The 15,187-nt window shown below is 66.6% G+C and carries 16 protein-coding genes; 14 read left to right on the forward strand and 2 right to left on the reverse strand.

The window, feature by feature from the left end:
- The first annotated feature begins 17 nt into the window (after positions 1-17).
- The 9 genes from FBR43_RS07200 to FBR43_RS07240 are packed head-to-tail and all read left to right on the forward strand — an operon-like array spanning position 18 to position 9,221.
- On the forward strand, positions 18-725 hold the full coding sequence (locus FBR43_RS07200) for a hypothetical protein (RefSeq protein ID WP_136942519.1): 708 nt from the start codon (positions 18-20) through the stop codon (positions 723-725).
- A complete protein-coding gene (locus FBR43_RS07205) occupies positions 725-1,420 on the forward strand; it encodes a tail fiber domain-containing protein (protein WP_136942520.1) in 696 nt (231 codons plus the stop codon). Before FBR43_RS07200 ends, FBR43_RS07205 begins: the two co-directional genes overlap by 1 nt.
- Entirely contained in the window at positions 1,417-2,928 is a 1,512-nt protein-coding gene (locus FBR43_RS07210; RefSeq protein WP_136942521.1) for a hypothetical protein, read from the forward strand. The genes FBR43_RS07205 and FBR43_RS07210 overlap by 4 nt, the downstream gene beginning before the upstream one ends.
- Positions 2,925-3,131 carry a hypothetical protein gene (locus FBR43_RS07215; protein WP_136942522.1) on the forward strand — a complete coding sequence of 69 codons (207 nt, stop codon included), beginning with the start codon at positions 2,925-2,927 and terminating at the stop codon, positions 3,129-3,131. Before FBR43_RS07210 ends, FBR43_RS07215 begins: the two co-directional genes overlap by 4 nt.
- Positions 3,128-3,520: a hypothetical protein gene (locus FBR43_RS07220; RefSeq protein ID WP_136942523.1), complete on the forward strand. Its 393-nt coding sequence runs from the start codon at positions 3,128-3,130 to the stop codon at positions 3,518-3,520. The genes FBR43_RS07215 and FBR43_RS07220 overlap by 4 nt, the downstream gene beginning before the upstream one ends.
- A gap of 8 nt (positions 3,521-3,528) precedes the next feature.
- Complete coding sequence (locus FBR43_RS07225) at positions 3,529-5,289, forward strand: hypothetical protein (RefSeq protein WP_136942524.1); 1,761 nt, start codon at positions 3,529-3,531, stop codon at positions 5,287-5,289.
- Entirely contained in the window at positions 5,286-6,152 is an 867-nt protein-coding gene (locus tag FBR43_RS07230; RefSeq protein WP_136942525.1) for a hypothetical protein, read from the forward strand. Before FBR43_RS07225 ends, FBR43_RS07230 begins: the two co-directional genes overlap by 4 nt.
- Entirely contained in the window at positions 6,118-6,408 is a 291-nt protein-coding gene (locus FBR43_RS16600) for a D-Ala-D-Ala carboxypeptidase family metallohydrolase (RefSeq protein ID WP_394344013.1), read from the forward strand. Before FBR43_RS07230 ends, FBR43_RS16600 begins: the two co-directional genes overlap by 35 nt.
- A complete protein-coding gene (locus FBR43_RS07240; protein WP_136942527.1) occupies positions 6,405-9,221 on the forward strand; it encodes a hypothetical protein in 2,817 nt (938 codons plus the stop codon). The genes FBR43_RS16600 and FBR43_RS07240 overlap by 4 nt, the downstream gene beginning before the upstream one ends.
- Here FBR43_RS07240 and FBR43_RS16290 read toward each other — a convergent pair.
- A complete protein-coding gene (locus FBR43_RS16290; protein WP_249276491.1) occupies positions 9,218-9,475 on the reverse strand; it encodes a thermonuclease family protein in 258 nt (85 codons plus the stop codon). The genes FBR43_RS07240 and FBR43_RS16290 overlap by 4 nt on opposite strands.
- 368 nt (positions 9,476-9,843) lie before the next feature.
- A complete protein-coding gene (locus FBR43_RS16295; RefSeq protein WP_212611903.1) occupies positions 9,844-10,074 on the reverse strand; it encodes an Arc family DNA-binding protein in 231 nt (76 codons plus the stop codon).
- On the opposite strand from FBR43_RS16295, the gene FBR43_RS16430 reads away from it, so the two are divergent.
- The 5 genes from FBR43_RS16430 (at position 10,028) to FBR43_RS07275 (ending at position 15,181) form a co-directional block, all read left to right on the forward strand.
- Entirely contained in the window at positions 10,028-10,414 is a 387-nt protein-coding gene (locus FBR43_RS16430; protein ID WP_136942528.1) for an Arc family DNA-binding protein, read from the forward strand. The two genes, FBR43_RS16295 and FBR43_RS16430, sit on opposite strands and share 47 nt — an antisense overlap.
- Before the next feature lie 105 nt (positions 10,415-10,519).
- Positions 10,520-10,945 carry a hypothetical protein gene (locus FBR43_RS07260; RefSeq protein WP_136942529.1) on the forward strand — a complete coding sequence of 142 codons (426 nt, stop codon included), beginning with the start codon at positions 10,520-10,522 and terminating at the stop codon, positions 10,943-10,945.
- Complete coding sequence (locus FBR43_RS07265; RefSeq protein ID WP_136942530.1) at positions 10,942-11,214, forward strand: hypothetical protein; 273 nt, start codon at positions 10,942-10,944, stop codon at positions 11,212-11,214. The genes FBR43_RS07260 and FBR43_RS07265 overlap by 4 nt, the downstream gene beginning before the upstream one ends.
- Positions 11,211-11,963 carry a hypothetical protein gene (locus tag FBR43_RS07270; RefSeq protein WP_136942531.1) on the forward strand — a complete coding sequence of 251 codons (753 nt, stop codon included), beginning with the start codon at positions 11,211-11,213 and terminating at the stop codon, positions 11,961-11,963. Before FBR43_RS07265 ends, FBR43_RS07270 begins: the two co-directional genes overlap by 4 nt.
- Positions 11,964-12,109: 146 nt before the next feature.
- On the forward strand, positions 12,110-15,181 hold the full coding sequence (locus FBR43_RS07275; protein ID WP_136942532.1) for a hypothetical protein: 3,072 nt from the start codon (positions 12,110-12,112) through the stop codon (positions 15,179-15,181).
- Positions 15,182-15,187 lie beyond the last annotated feature (6 nt).

The raw sequence follows: 15,187 nt of genomic DNA on the forward strand, positions 1-15,187 counted from the left end.
CGCGGGGGGCGTGGGGCGTGCCGATCATCTATGGTTCGGGCGGCGATCCGCTCAGCTGGGCCGACGCCCGAACCAAGGTTCGGACCGATCTGTGGCGACCGGGTACGGCGGGGGTGCCCGACGACGTTGCCGACCGGGCGCTCCACGCCGCATTGCGCAAGCTCGAGAGCGAGCGGCGCTGGCTCTGGCTGCAGAACGTCCCCGCGACGATCACGGCCGATGCCGAAACGCAGACGATCGAGCGGCCGGCAGATTGCGGCGCGGTGAACGCGCTGTCCTATCTGTCGGGACCACGCGGCTATGATCTGCTCACGCCGATTTCGATCGCGGCGGCGCGCGCGTCGGCACGCGGCACCTATGTCGGCAGTCCCCAGGCGTACGCGCTGGGCGACGATCGCATCCACCTCGATTGCAAGGTGGCGGCGGGAACGCAGTTCGAGATCCTGTACCGCTCGCGGACGCCGCTCGACGTGGCGCAGGCGATCGAGGCACCGCCGCTGCACCTGACCACGCGCACGGCGCCCGTCATCGCATGGGCGTGCTCGCTGGTCGCGCTGAGCTATCTCAAGAACGAGGCCGAAGCGGCGCGGCAGCGTGCGGCCTACGACGCGCACGTCGAAACCCTGATGAACGAGGACGATGACGCGGCCGGCGATGCGCACGGCGGCTTCGTCGTGCCCGACATTCGCCTGCACATCGCGGCGCATGGCGCGGGGGATTATTGATGCCCGACACGATCACGCTGAACCTCGAGTTCAACCTGCCCGAAGTCGGCGGCTCGGCCGATACGTGGGGCGCGAAGCTGAACGCGAATTGGGTGAAGGCCGACGCCGAGATTTTCTCGAAGGCCACCAAGCTCGATCCGATCTTCGCGGCGACGAACAGCATCACGACGCTCGTGCAACCGGGCGACGTGCGCGCATCCGCGCCGCCAGCGTTCGCGGGCACAGCGGGTGCCTCGCCCGGCTGGCGGTTCACGCCGTTCGTCGGGTCGGTCAGCTACATTATGGGCCATGCCGACGGCAGCGTCATGGTCGGCCCGCAATTCCGCGTCGGGTTCGGCGCCACGCCCGACTTCGCTGTCGTTCCGGGTGGCGACGGTTTTTTCGCGGGCGACGCAACGGCGGTGGCGTTTTTCACCTCGTCGGATCAGGCGCTCAAGCAGGACATCGAGGAAATCGACGGGGAGACGGCACTGACGGCGCTGCGCGCGGTCGGGGCGCACAGCTATACGCGCAACGGCGTCCCCGAGTTCGGCGTCATCGCGCAACGGCTTGAGCAGGCGGGGCTCGATCGGCTGGTGACGGTCGGCCCCGACACGTACCGGCGCGTCAATTACAACGGCCTGATCGCCGAGCTGATCGCGGCGCTGATCCATATCGACGATCGCCTGCGCGCGCTTGAGCCGCCGGCGCCGTGACGTTCGCGCAAACCGAGATCGGCTTCGCGCCCGGCCTGTTCGCCAACCGCTCGCGGCGTGCGTCGAAAGCGCGCTGGGTCGATGGCGACTTCGTGCGCTTCCGCGACGGCGTGCCCGCGCAGATGGGCGGCTGGGTCGCAGCCGATGTTGATGGCGGCCCGATCGAGGGCAAGGCGCGCGATATGTTCGCCTGGCAACCGAACACGTTGTTCGCGAGCTATGCGGCGCTCGGCACGCACTCGCACGTCTATCGGTACGACGGCTCGATGCTGATCGACATCACGCCGACGACGATCGTGGAAGGCTATGAGAGCGCGACAATCGGCATGGGGTACAGCGTCGGCCCCTTCGGCGGCGGCGCCTATGGCACTCCGCGCACGTCGGGCGGCATCCCCCTGAAAGCGACGACGTGGACGTTCGACGCGTTCGGCGAAATCCTGCTCGGCTGCTTCACCGGCGACGGCTCGATCTACGAGCACTCGCCGTATGATGCGGACCCGATGACGCTGGTTGCGAACGCTCCGAAGGCGGCGGCGATCTGCGTGTCGGACGAGCGGCATGTGTTCGCCTTCGGCTGCGACGGCAACCCGAACCTCGTGCGCTGGTCAGATCGCGAGAATCGCTCGGACTGGTCGCCGCGGTCGAGCAATCGCGCGGGCAGCTACGACATGCAGGCGACGTCGCCGTTCCAGTGCGGACGCCGCGTCGCGGGCTCGGTGCTCGCATGGACGCAAACCGAGCTGTTCGAGTTCGCGCCGCTCTCGAACGCGCTGGTCTATTCGCAGCGCCGGATCGGCTCGAATTGCGGCGCGCTCGGCCCGCACGCGGTCGCGGTGCTGAACGACGCGCGCGGCGGCCTCGCCTACTGGATGGGGCGCGATAATTTCTTCGTGTTCGACGGCATCGTGCGGCCCCTGCCATGCGAGCTGTGGGATTACGTCTATCGCGACATCAATCTCGACCAGCGCGTGAAGTGCGTCGCGCGCACGAACGTCGAGTTCGGGGAGGTGTGGTTCTTCTATCCGTCGGCGGGGTCGGCCGAGGTCGATCGCGCGGTGGTGTTCAGCTACGAGACGGGGACGTGGACCAAGGGCACGTTGCCGCGACTGGCGTGGCTCGATGCCGGCATCTTCCCCAAGCCGCTCGGCGTCGATGCAGCGGGCGTGATCTTCCAGCATGAGGTCGGCGACGACGCCGCTGGCGATCCGATTCCCAGCTTCGTGCTGTCGCACCCGCTCACGATCGGCGTTGGCGAGCGTCTGACCGAGCTGTCGGCGTTCTGGCCCGATCTCGAGCCCGGCTCGGGCGGTTGTGACCTGACCGTGATCGCCCGCGACTATCCCGGCGGCCCGCCGATGTCGTTCGGCCCCTACCCGTTCGATTCCAGCGTCGAGAAAATCGACCTGTCGATAGCGGCACGCGAGGTGCAGTTGCGCATCGCCGGTGTCTCCGGGCGGTGGGAGCTCGGCGCGCCGCTGCTCACGATCCAAGGCGGGGGGCTGCGATGAGCCCGCGCGAGCTGCAGGACATGGAACGCGAGAAGCGCCGTGTCGATAATCTCGAGCGCAAGCAGCGGCAGGCGCAGGACGAGGACGTCATCTTGGATGGCGACCGCCGGCTGGTGCTCCGCTCGCCCGACGGCAGCTATTGGGCGCTAACGGTCAGCGATGCCGGCGCGGTGGCGGCCCGACCGATCGGCGGCCGGCCATGACGGTGCTTGCCCATATCGCTCCCGCCGAGCTGCGCGGCGTGTGGCAGCGTATCCGCCCGCGTGTCGAGGCGATCGCGACCAAGCAGGCCGAAGCGTGGATCGCCGACGACGTGTTTGCCGAGATCCTCGCGGGCACGGCATGGCTGTGGGCGACGCCCGATCTGGGATGCTTCGTGGTGCTCCAGGTGGCCGCGACCGCCTATGACCGCGCGCTGCACGTCTGGATCGCGTCGGAAGAAACCGACGCCCGCGCGGTGGACTTCATGCCGCAGCTGCAGGCGATCGCCCGCGAGGCTCAGTGCAGCCGCGTCGATTTCGTCAGCGCGCGCCGGTGGGAGCGCGCGCTCCCCGGCCTGCGCGTCCGTCGCATCTACTCGTTCGAGGCTTAGGGGGCACCATGTCGTCGGGTAAGAAAACCACTACGACCACCCAGCAGTCGGGCACCTCGCAGGTGCAGCTGCCAGCGTGGATGACGGCGGCCGGCGAGCAGCTGTACCGCGACGCTTCGCAGACGGCGGCGGCCAATCCGGTGCAGGCGTATGACGGGCCGCGCGTCGCGGGCATGACGGGCTCGCAGCAGCAGGCGGGCGCGATCGCCCAGCAGTCGGCCGGGGGCTATCAGGCCGATCTGAACCGGGCGCGGCAATACACGTCGCAGGCGACGCAGGGGATGCCGCAGGTGTCGGCGCAGAATGTCGGCGCCAACGGTATGCAGGCAGCGCAGCAGCAGTGGACCGGGCCGGGCCAGATGCAGAGCGTGAGCGGCCAGAAGGCCCAGGTGTCGCAATGGAACCCGGCGACCGCCGGCACCGCGCCGATGATGCAGGGCGCGCAGCAGGGCGTGTCGCTGGTCGGGGGTGCGCCGCAGATGTCGGCCGCGCAGCAGCGCGATCTCGCGACCTATCAGGCGGCGATGCAGAACCAGAACCGGCAGGTGGGCGTCGGCATGTTCGACCAGCGAGCGGCCGAGCAGTACATGAACCCGTATCTGGGGGCGGTGCGCGACAACAGCGTGCGCGAAATGCAGCGCATCAACGGCATGGAGCGCGCCGCGCTGAACGACAATGCTCAGGCGGCGGCGGCGTTCGGCGGCACCCGCCACGCGCTGCTTGAGAGCGAGCAGCAGCGCAACCAGAGCGAGAGTATCCTCGACTATCTCGATCAGGCGAACGCGGACGCCTATGCCAACGCGCAGGGCCAGTTCGAGCGCGATCGCACGGCACGGTTCGGCGCCGACACGTTCAACGTTTCGATGGAGGATGCGGTCAACGCGCGGAACGCCGCGGCGCTCAACGCGGCGGGCCAGTTTAACGCGGGTTCGGCGAACCAGATGTACGCCGCCAACGCCGATCGCCAGCAGCAGGCGGGGCTTGCGAACCAGCAGCTCGAAGGCACGTTCCGGCTGTCCGATCAGGCCGCGACGAACGCGATGTACGGTGCGAACGCTGATCGCCAGCAGCAGGCCGGCCTCGCAAATCAGCAGATGCAGGGGCAGTTCAGCCTCGCGAACATGGACGCGCAGAACGCGGCGCGGCAGTGGAACGCGGGCGCGCTCAACCAGGGCTCGCAGGCGAACGCCGATCGCGCGCAGCAGGCGAACCTCGCCAATCAGGGCACGCAGCAGGCATACGACTTCGCGCGGCAGAACGCGCAGAACACCGCGCTCGGCGCCAATGCGGCGTTCCAGCAGCAGGCGGGCCAGTTCAACGCCGACGCCATGAACACGATGGGCCGCGCCAACGCCGATCGGCAGTTCGCAGCATCGCAGGCGAACGCCGGGCTGCACGGCGACTATCAGAACCGCCTGCTCGCGGCCGGACAGCAGTTCGGCCAGATCGGCGAGGCGGGGTCGCAGCTGGCGACGCAGGACATTCTGAACCTGCTTCGCACCGGCGGCTTGGAGCAGGATACCAATCAGGCCGCGCTCGACGCGCGCTATCAGGAGTTCCTGCGGATGCAGGACGCGCCGATGGAGCGGTATCGCGACCTCATGGCGATCCTGAGCGGCACGCCGCGCAACGTCACCACAAGCACCAGCGGCTCGGGCACCCAGACGACGAAGGAACAGGGATCGTTTCTCGATACCGTGCTTGGCCTCGGGCAGCTCGGCTTGTCAGCATATTCGGGCGGTCTGTTCGGAGGGAAGAAGCCAGGATGATCGGGACACGCTTCAATCGCCAGCGCACGCCGGACGGGATGCAGATCAATCCCCTTCCCCCTGCGCCCGCCCAACCACAACCACAGGTTCCCGCCTTCGGAGCAGCAGGCGGTGAACTCCCCGGCCGGGGTACAATCCCGGCCGGGGCGATCAGTCCCGAACCGGAGAAGCCGCGCGGCTTCTTCAACAAGGTGGGCGCCTACCTGAAAGAGCCCGGCGTCGGCGCGGCGCTGTTTCGAAGTGGTGCTGAAACGCTGCGCAATGGCTTCGGCTCGGGGCTGGCGGCGGCGGCGGGTTACATGGACAACCGCAACGAGGAACAGCGGATCGCGCAGCAGTGGCAGCAGGGCTTCGCACTGCAGCAGGATCGTGCGCAGCGCGAGTTCGAAAAGCAGAATGCTGAAGCACAGCGCGCGGCCATGGATCGGCGAACCGATTTGCAGGGGCGCGCGGCTGCAACGCTGATGGGCGTCGACGATCCTGAAGCGATGCGGTCAAGTCTCGAACCCTTCCGGGCAGCGTTCGAAGCGGAAGGGCTGAGCATCGACAGTTTTGATACCAGCCCGCAATCGCTAGCAGCGATGGCGGCGATGTCGCGCTCACCTGACCAGATCCTCGGCGATCATCGCATCAACTGGATGCCGATCGCGCCAGGGGCAACGATCCAAGGGTTCAGCGGCCCACGCAACATCCCGTTGCCGAGCGGTGCCGGCCGTAGCGGTGGCGCGGCGCCGGCCCGAATCACGAGCGAACGAGAGATGCGCGAGCTGCCGCCCGGCGCCGAGTTCATAGCACCGGACGGCAGCCGTCGGCGCGTTCCGGGGGGAGGTGCGACCCCAGCCGGGTCGCGTACCTTTCGCTGACCCTTTCGGTGCTCCGGGGCGTATGACCAGCGGCAGGCGAACGCCGGAAGGAAACCGGCTCGTTGGTGGCGTACCTCGCAGCGCGCATCTGCGAGGCGATGCGAGCGATCATGTGGGAACCACAGACGCGGCGCTTCGAGCCTATTTCGGGCCAGCTGCAAAGATCGGCTGGCACAGCGACCATTACCATGTCGAGCAGCCGGGATACGGGCGCGTGCCCTATTTCGGAAAGCGCGGCACCACGGGGGCACGATGATGATCGGAACGCGGTTCGCACAGTCGCAGCGCCAGCAGGCTCCGCAAGAGCAGGATCGCTGGTGGGAAAAATACGAGGCAGTGGACGAAGCGTCCGCCGATCGCGCGGCGCCACCGCAACAGCGCTCGATCCCACCCGTCATTCACGGCCCGCCGCCCTCGCCCCCGCCTCCGCCGTCCCCGCTCGAACAGGGGCGGTTCGACATCGCGGTTCGTGGGGAACAGCGGGCGGATGAGGCGGACGCACGGGCGGCGCAGTCGCATCTTCTGCAAATGCAGAAGATGCAGCAGGACATGGAGCAGGCGGAAACAGGCCGCCAGAGCCCGGCGAATATTGACGCGCTTTCGGAGCAAATCAGCCGCGTCCGTCAGCTCTATAATCAGAGCCTGCGCGGGAAAGGCGTAGGATCGATCATGGAATACCTGCCAACCGGCGAGAACCGAGCGTTCGATTCGGCGGCAGCTGGTCTCGCCGATCAGGCTTTGGCTGCATTCCGCGTGCCAGGGGTTGGCGCGCAGAGCGATCGTGAGCTTCAAGCGTTTGTGATGGCCAACCAGCCGCGCGCTGGCGATTTCGATGAGGCCATCGAGGAGAAGTTGCTTAACCTCCAACGTCGCGTCGATGCGCGTCGTGGCGAACTAGGGCTACCGGGATGGAACTATGAGGCCGGCGCCCCCATCGCCGCCGCCCCCGCCGCCCCCGCCGCCCCAGGCGGCTCGCAACCCGCCGCGCCAGAGAGCCCGGACGTAGCGCAGCCGCGCGGCGCTGTTCGCTTCAACGACGAGATGCCAGACGTTTCCGCCCAGGCTACGCGCCTAACGCCGGAGCAGCAGCGAGCCTTTCAGGCGTTGGCGCAGAGCGGGGCGAGCGAAGCGACGTTGATGGCGTTTGCGCAGGATGCAGGCTTGGGAAGCGATCCTTCGAATGTGAAGGCGATCGTCGAGTTCTACGCCAAACCCGAAAATCGCAACTCGCCGCTCGGCGTCGACTATTCGGAAATCGATCGCCTGCGCCCGGTCGATGCCGGCGATGGAGCGGCGGGCGCTGCTGCGCGCGGTGCGCTCGATTCGCTGACGCTCGGCTTCTCCGACGAAATCGGCGCTGGCGTCGATACGGCGTTCAAAGGCGGCAGCTATGCCGAGAATGTTGACCGCCGACGCGGCATGGCAGCGTTCGACGAGCAGGACAGCCCGCTCGCCCGGATGGGCGGCCAGTTCGCGGGCGGGCTCGCAATGCCCATGGGCGGCGCGCGAACCGCAGCTCAAGTCGGCAAGGCCGGCGCGGCATATGGCGCAGCCTATGGCGCGGGCAGCGCGGACAATGGCGACCGCCTCCTCGGCGCCGTCGGCGGCGGGGCACTGGGCGGCGCTGCTGGATACGGTTTGACGCGAGCAGCAGCGGGGATCGGCACCAAGCACGCCGCGCGCGCCGCCGAGCGCCAGCAGCGCGACGCTTTGCTTGCAGCGTCGCAACGCCAGCGTGTGCCGCTCACCATTCCCGACATCGCCCCCGGTGCGCGCGGCACGTTTGCCGGCGCTGAAGCCATCCCCGGCGGCGGCATGATGGCCAATCGGGCGATGAACCGCGGCGACCAGGCTATCGAAAAGCGGGTCGCAGAGATCGGCGGCGGGGGAAATGTGCTCGACCGCCAAGTGCTCGGCGAGACGCTGCGCAGCGCGGGCAAGGGCTATGTCGATCGATCGGGCGATATCGGTCGCCGCGCGTATCGGCTCGCCGAGCAGCGGGCGGGCGGACAGCAAATCACGCCTACCGAGATGCTGCGCTCGATCGACGAGCAGCTCGCCGATCTGGGGCGTTCGCCCGAGGTGAACCGCGAAACGATCGATCTGTTGAACCGCTATCGCTCCGATCTGGTCGATCCCACCGGCGCACCTAAGGCGCTGGACCTCGACGTCATCCGGCAGCAGCGCACCAACCTACGCGGCAAGACGAACGTCGACGGCCTGCGCGGCACCGACGCGGAGCGACGTATGGGCATGGCGCTGGATGCAGCCTCGAACGATATAGCCGCACAGCTCCCGGCTGGCGCAAAAGCCGCCTACGACCGCGCGGACCGCCTGTGGAAGGGGCGTAGCGATACGATCGACCGTGTGATCTCCGAGTTCATCGGCCAGAAAGACGGGCAGTTTTCGGCCGAGCAGGTGGCAGGCAATCTCACCAACATGACCAGCCCCCGGCGTGGGAACGCCGCCGCGCTGCGCTCGATGATGGAAAAGCTCGATCCGCAGCAGCGCGCCGACGTAGCGACGACGATCGCCGCCCAGCTGGGGCGACGCGGTGATGACGGGGAGAATGCGTTCAGCCCGGCGAAGTTCTTCACCGATCTGCAGCGCTACAGTCCGCAGGCGCGGCAAGCTATTTGGGGGAAGGATGGTGCGCGCGACCTTTCCGATCTCGCAAAGATTGCGGAGCAGAAGTCGGCGACGCGGGGGCGGCTGAATAACAGCAGCTCCGGGCGCACGGTCAATTTCCGCAACGCCATGCAAGTGCTGCTTGGGGGCGGCGCCGCGGTATCGGCAGGCGCCGGAAGCACACTCGGAGTTGGCTTGGCTGCAGCGACCACAGGCAGTGCTATGGCTACCGCCGCAATCCTCGGCTCTCCAAAGGCGGTTCGCGCGCTGGCATATATCGGCCGTGCCACGTCGCTCGAAAAGCAGTCGCGCGGGATGCGGATGCTTGCGGCGGTGGCGGCGCAGGAACCGGCGCTGGCGCAGGACATCGTACCGATTCGCGAAATGTTGGAGCAAGAGTGGGCGAAGGACGCGCGCACTCGGCCGTCCTCGCCGCGCTAGTCGGGCGGCCAGCGCACAGCGAAACCGCGTCGGAGCATTTCAGCGCCCACATCGCGCCCGCGAACCCAGCAGCGCGCTACGATGCGACGGTAAGGATCGCGTGCCTGGAAGCCCGAGCGGCGCGGATCGGCGTCGACATGCTCGCACGGGAGATCGCGACCGTCGATCATCGCGGCGAGCGCGGCCTTCGACGCCCGGCCATCACCGGGGGGCGCAGTCGCGTCCGCGTCGGCATGCCCGCATTTCGGGCGCATCAATGCGCGCAAGGCGGATGCGCGTCACACCGTCAACGGGTTCTGCGCAGCGGATGGTATCGCCATCGATCGCCAGCGCGGCGAGGCAGACAAATATCAGCGACGGATTTCCTTGCAGACATTCACCCGAGCGCCGGCATCCCAACGGCAGTGTCGGCCACACTCGTATGTCACTGGCTGTCCAGCGGGGAGAGAAAGCATGGAAGCCGTTGCGGCGGCTTGGCATTCGTCAAATGTCTTGAAACCCACCATCGCTATCGAGATTTCGCCGCGATTCGCGTCAGGGTGGACAAAGGCATCCCACTCGCCGGCTGGCGAACAACTGGTCAAACAGACCATTACCATGGCTGTGGCGACCCGGTAGGCCATCAATCCCGGGCCTGCTGGCGCATAGCCGCCCCGTCGACCCAATCGACACGATCAGTAAGCCGCTCGATCGCCTTATGAAGGTCGGCCACCTCCCGTTCTAGAGCCGCAATCCTCTCGTCACGATCGCGCTCTGCTTCGTCGCCTTCGAACGAGGCCTCAAGGCGAGCCACAGCTTCCGCGTTCATGGATCGGCCGCTCAGTTCTGCTGCGTTTGCCAACCGTTCGCGCATGCCAACGGGAAGGCGAAGCAAAAAGCGAGGAGCCTGGTCACTAGGCGGTTTCGGCAAGGGGAGGCTCCACACTGATATCGCCTCGGATATTTCGCTTGACCGATTCGCACAATGCTGCGAGTTTATCCGCCTCGCAACCATTGTTGAAAGGAACGAACCAGTGGGCCGACGATATCCAAGCGATGAGGCCACGCGATTCCTGCTTCGGCTGACGCCGGAGAAGCACGCGCAGCTGAAGTCCCGTGCGGAGGCGGGCTATCGATCAATGAACGCGGAAATCAATTCTCTGATCGATCGCGGTCTAGCCGGCGATCCCCCTGAACCGAAAAACGGCGTCTGAGCACCGGCCTTCGAAACCCGCTCAGACGCCGCCCGTACCAAACCAGCGCGGAAACGCGCCAATCGGAGTGCGCAAACTATGCGATCCCCTGAAAAAATCAACACCGTGGTCAGTCGCCGCGGCATTCTCGGCGCGCTTGCCGCCGCCGCTCCTGCCGTAGCGATCGGCATCCCCGCCGCTGCCGCTCCCGTCTCGAACTGGGACGCGCTGCGCGATATTTCCGGCATCATCGCCGACGAGCCGGTTCACGCGAAATGGACGTTGCTGTGGGAGCGCGTCTCGCGTGCCCGCGGGGAGTGGCACGCCGCGCGTGCCAAGCTGGAAAACCGGCCGTACAATCGACGGGCGCTCGCCATGTTCGAGCGCGAAGCCGAGGTCGCGTATATCGAGGCGATCGGCGCGCTGCTCGACGAGCCAGCCCCCTCGCCGCTGGCGGCGTTGCAGAAAATCGCCGTCACGCTGGAGCCGGGCTTCGCGCAGGACGTGCGCCAGTCGATCACGCGCGATCTGGTGATGCGGGGCGCGCGGTGAGCGCGCATCCGAAGCCGCGCCAGCCCCGGCGGCGTAACCGCTACCGCGATGGCGACCTGCTGACGAAGGCCGGATTCGAGGCCGTCGTGAAGCGGCTGGCGAAGGGCGGTGGGCAGGCGATGGACCCGGCGCGCGCCTATGACGCCACGATCGAGCTGCTGGTCGCGCACCAGAAGCGGCTCGGCCACCCGCACATGAACAACCTTCTGGAAGTCGCGCAGCATCTGGCGGCGCAGGCACATGCATTCACGAAAGGAGCGACACGATGAACGAACTGGTGTTTCAGGGCGCGCAATTGGCAGCGATCGAGCGCGACGGCAAAATGTGGGTGACGGCGCCTGACCTGTCCCGGTTCCTCGGGTACAGCCGCGCGGACAAGGTAACGCAACTCTACAATCGTCATGCCGACGAGTTTCACCCAACCATGACGCAGGTTTTTCGAGAATCTCAATTTGGCGTTCTCGAAGGCGGCGCACACCCTCAAATTGAGGTTCTCGATAATCGGCGCGGCAATCTGGTCAACGAGGTCCGCCTGTTCTCGCTGCGCGGGGCACATCTTGTGGCGATGCTGGCGAAAACGGAGATGGGCAAAGCGTGCCGGCGGTGGATGCTCGATCTCGCCGAGCGCGAGAGCGCCACCCATCTGCCGCACAGCTACGAGCTGCAGAAAGATTGGGTGATAACAATTCGCGACCTGTTCGGCGAGGACGATGCCCGCAAGACGGCGATCGGGTTCGGTTGGCCCGTCGCAAAGAAGCGCCGTTCGCTCGTGAAGGTGACAGACGACGACATTCTGCTCGGCCAGCTGACGCGCGCGGCGATCCCCCTCGCCCGAGCCTCCCGCTATGGCTTCTCGCCCGACGAGCTTTGCCGTCGGGCCGATGTATCGCCCGCACGGATCACGCCGCGCATGTGGGAGAGCTTCGCCCTATGGGCGCAGGCCGCAGGCTTGCACCGCAGCCATGCGCGCCCCGGTGGGGGAATGCCGGTCGACGTGTGGCGGTTGCCGGCCGTTTGAATGCTTAGCGCCTAGCGTTCAGGCCACCCGTCGCGTATAGCGCACTGGCTGCTCCACCAATTCTAACCGGCGACGCCGGATGGTGGGGGCATGTCTGCATATCATGCTGATCGTTCGTTCGCCTCTGCGATGGGGGGCGAGGACGAATGAAGCTGTTCCGTGAAGTCGTGCAGGATCGGTTCGGCAATGTCCGCGCCCTCGTGCCCGTCGAAATCCGGCTGGCCGGCACGACGACGAAAGCCACGCTGTACGCGACCGATGACGTCGGGGGCGATGTTCTCGTCAATCCCCAGGCGACCGACAACAACGGCTATCTCGAGGCGTACATCGCCGACGGCACGTTCGACCTCGTGGTCGCGCCGGGTCAGCCCGGATCGTACACCATCCCAGACGTCCAGCACGCCGATCTGATCGGGCTGCGCTCGGCGGTGCTTGCTGACTATGAGGTTGCAGCAGCGAACGCAGCGGACAGCGTTGCCGGCAATCTGCAGCCAATCGTTGGTGAAGCACAGGCGGGTGCCGCGCAGGCGCAAGCGTGGGCGACGAGCGCGGGCGCGCCCGATCCTGCAACGCCGACGATCAAGTCTGCGCGGGGCTACGCGATCGAGGCTGACGCCAAGTCTCAAGCGGCCGGTGTCTCCGCTGCCGTGGCGTTGACCGCTGCTGGACCCAATTACGCCAACGCGGCGGCCGGTTTGGCAGCAACCAGCGTGGGCCAGTCGTTTGCCGTGTTCGACGGCATCAACACCGTGACGATCTATCGCCACGATGCCGGCCCGGTCGCAACGGTGCTTCGCCGCTATCCCTTCGATCTCGTCCCGCGTCTTGCCGATCAGGACCGCCGGATTGCCGCGACCATTTCGCCCACTGTGGCGGCCCTACGGCTCGGCTGGGAAGGCACCGCTGGCGCCGCTACGGCCGAGGCGAAGATCACCAGCTTTCAGCAGCCGATCGCGCACGCGACTGCTGTGACCGAGCGGTGGCGCGGTATGGTGCGGACTGCTGGCCTGCATTTCCATGCGCCGTACGACGCGACGACGATGCTGATCGACAACCCGGATACGGGGCAGTCGTGGCAGGTCGATTTCGGGCTAGAGCTCTCGGGCACGCAGAAGTTTCGCCAGCTCGTCGTCACGGATAGCGGGCTCATCATCTGCATCCCTTATTCGGCGACCTGGTTTCTGGTGATCGACCCGCGCACGATGGTCGATGGCGATCCGCGCACGATCAAGGGCTGGCGCGAAACCTTCGGCCTGCCGGCGGCGGCGCTATCGGGCGCGGGCAAATACGACGGCGGAACGCTGATCGGGGATACGCTGGTCTGCGCTCCCTTCAACGCAACGTCCGTCCCCTTCATCGACGTGAAGAACATGACGGGCCGGGTGCTGACCGCCACCCAGCTCGGCCTGACCTCGACCGCGCTCAACGGCTCGGCGAAGTATTCGGACGTCGTGAGCATCGGCAGCAAGGCGTATTGCGTCGCCTTCGGTGCAGCAAACTTCCTCGTCATCGACGTGCCCACCGAGACGGCAACGCAGCCGACCTTCGGTCTTACGCTGAGCGACGCCAACAAGTTCTCCAGCGCGATCGTCGTCGGCAAGCTGATCTATCTGTGCCCGTTCACGTCGGCCGATGTGGGCGTGCTCGATACGGTCGCCGGGACGGGAAGCCGGACCGCGATGGGCGCCAGTCTCACCGGCAACAACAAGTGGCGGAAGATCGTGCGCGTCAGCCGCAAGCTGGTGTGCGTCCCCGGCGACGCGAACGACTTCCTCGAGATCGACCTCGATAACACCAGCGGCAGCACATTCGGGACCGCGACGCGCAAGGCGTATAGCATCTATGACGTGCGCGTTCCGGGCACGACGGGCACGCTCCCCAACGGCACCAAATGGTCGGGCGCCCTCGCATATGGGGACGTCATCCATGGTTGCCCCTGCGGCACCACGCAGGCCGGGCAGGACATCCTGCTGCTCGACATGGCGGCGAACGCCGGCGCCGGGCAGGCGATGCACACCGACAGGCGCGTGTTTCTGCCAACGGGCGTTACGGGTAGCACCAAGTGGTTCGGAGCAAACGGCCACCCGAACGGCTGGAACTACTGCTGGCCGGCATCGGCGACCGACTTCCTGATCTTCCGCGATGACGATCCCGACAACGACTTCCCCGTCGCCGTGCGGCACAATCTCGGCCTCACGCTCACCGATGGCGACCAGAAGTTCCAGGGCGGCTTCCTCACCGGCGATCTCAAGCTCGGCTCGTTTCCGCGCAGTCAAGAGACGCGGATGTGCTTCATCGATCCGGCGGACAAGACCGCATCGCCCTACGGCACCGCGATCCTAACCGACTTCGGCGGCGCGACCGATCTTGATACCGGCGCGACGGGCGTTCCGCTCGGCACCGGAGCAGTCGACGAGCAAAAGTGGCATTCCAGCGACGTCGGCATGGACGGCTGCGCCTATGGCATTCCGTACAATGCCGAGAAGGTAATCATCTACGATTACCGCAATCCCGACGCCAGCAAGATCATGCTGACCAACTTCGGGCTCGATCTATCGGGGATCGATAAGTGGGTGGGTACCGTGCTGTACCCGAATGGCTGGCTGGTCTGCGCACCGCGCAGCCACTCCAAGATCCTCATCATCGACACCAATCCACAGTCGCCGACGTACCGGCAGGCGTGGCTCGTCGACTGCGGCAAGGACATCAACGCGCTCAGCCTCGCTGGTCAGACGACGCTGAAATACTCGTTTCCGCAGATCGGCGCGGACGGCCGCATCTATTTCATGCCGCGCACCGCGCGCAACGTGATGGTGCTCGATCCGTCCGACACTAGCGAGCACCCGTTCGGCAAGCTGACCTTCGAGACGGGCGGGCTCGACATGACGCCACTCGGGACGCTGGCTGGCTCGGGCTACACGATCGCCGCGAAAACCGGCCCTGACGGCGTGATCCTCGCAGCCGCGGTTGGCGGCACGCTGGCGGGCGTCGGGCACTTCCTGTTCATCAATACGATGACCGGTGTTTGGCGGTGGAGCGATCTCGGCCTTCAGAGCCAGCTCAACGCGTCGAACAAGGTTGCGGGATGCATGCACACGCTGGCGGGCAAGCTGATCTTCATCCCGCGCTCGGCCAATTTCGCGATCCAGGTGAAGCTCAAAGGCGTGCCACCGCTGCCGGCGGCGGCCGTGCTCGGGCCGTATCTCAACAAGTGCTGAGGCCGC

The organism is Sphingomonas baiyangensis, assembly GCF_005144715.1.
Taxonomy (GTDB): Bacteria; Pseudomonadota; Alphaproteobacteria; order Sphingomonadales; family Sphingomonadaceae; genus Sphingomonas; species Sphingomonas baiyangensis.

What these genes read in the sequence shown, in the direction of transcription:
- FBR43_RS07205 (WP_136942520.1), top strand. Translation starts at nt 725, where the DNA reads ATGCCCGACACGATCACGCTGAACCTCGAGTTCAACCTGCCCGAAGTC.
- FBR43_RS07215 (WP_136942522.1), top strand. Translation starts at nt 2,925, where the DNA reads ATGAGCCCGCGCGAGCTGCAGGACATGGAACGCGAGAAGCGCCGTGTC.
- FBR43_RS07220 (WP_136942523.1), top strand. Translation starts at nt 3,128, where the DNA reads ATGACGGTGCTTGCCCATATCGCTCCCGCCGAGCTGCGCGGCGTGTGG.
- FBR43_RS07225 (WP_136942524.1), top strand. Translation starts at nt 3,529, where the DNA reads ATGTCGTCGGGTAAGAAAACCACTACGACCACCCAGCAGTCGGGCACC.
- FBR43_RS07230 (WP_136942525.1), top strand. Translation starts at nt 5,286, where the DNA reads ATGATCGGGACACGCTTCAATCGCCAGCGCACGCCGGACGGGATGCAG.
- FBR43_RS07240 (WP_136942527.1), top strand. Translation starts at nt 6,405, where the DNA reads ATGATGATCGGAACGCGGTTCGCACAGTCGCAGCGCCAGCAGGCTCCG.
- FBR43_RS16290 (WP_249276491.1), bottom strand. Translation starts at nt 9,475, where the DNA reads ATGCGCCCGAAATGCGGGCATGCCGACGCGGACGCGACTGCGCCCCCC.
- FBR43_RS16430 (WP_136942528.1), top strand. Translation starts at nt 10,028, where the DNA reads ATGGATCGGCCGCTCAGTTCTGCTGCGTTTGCCAACCGTTCGCGCATG.
- FBR43_RS16295 (WP_212611903.1), bottom strand. Translation starts at nt 10,074, where the DNA reads ATGCGCGAACGGTTGGCAAACGCAGCAGAACTGAGCGGCCGATCCATG.
- FBR43_RS07270 (WP_136942531.1), top strand. Translation starts at nt 11,211, where the DNA reads ATGAACGAACTGGTGTTTCAGGGCGCGCAATTGGCAGCGATCGAGCGC.
- FBR43_RS07275 (WP_136942532.1), top strand. Translation starts at nt 12,110, where the DNA reads ATGAAGCTGTTCCGTGAAGTCGTGCAGGATCGGTTCGGCAATGTCCGC.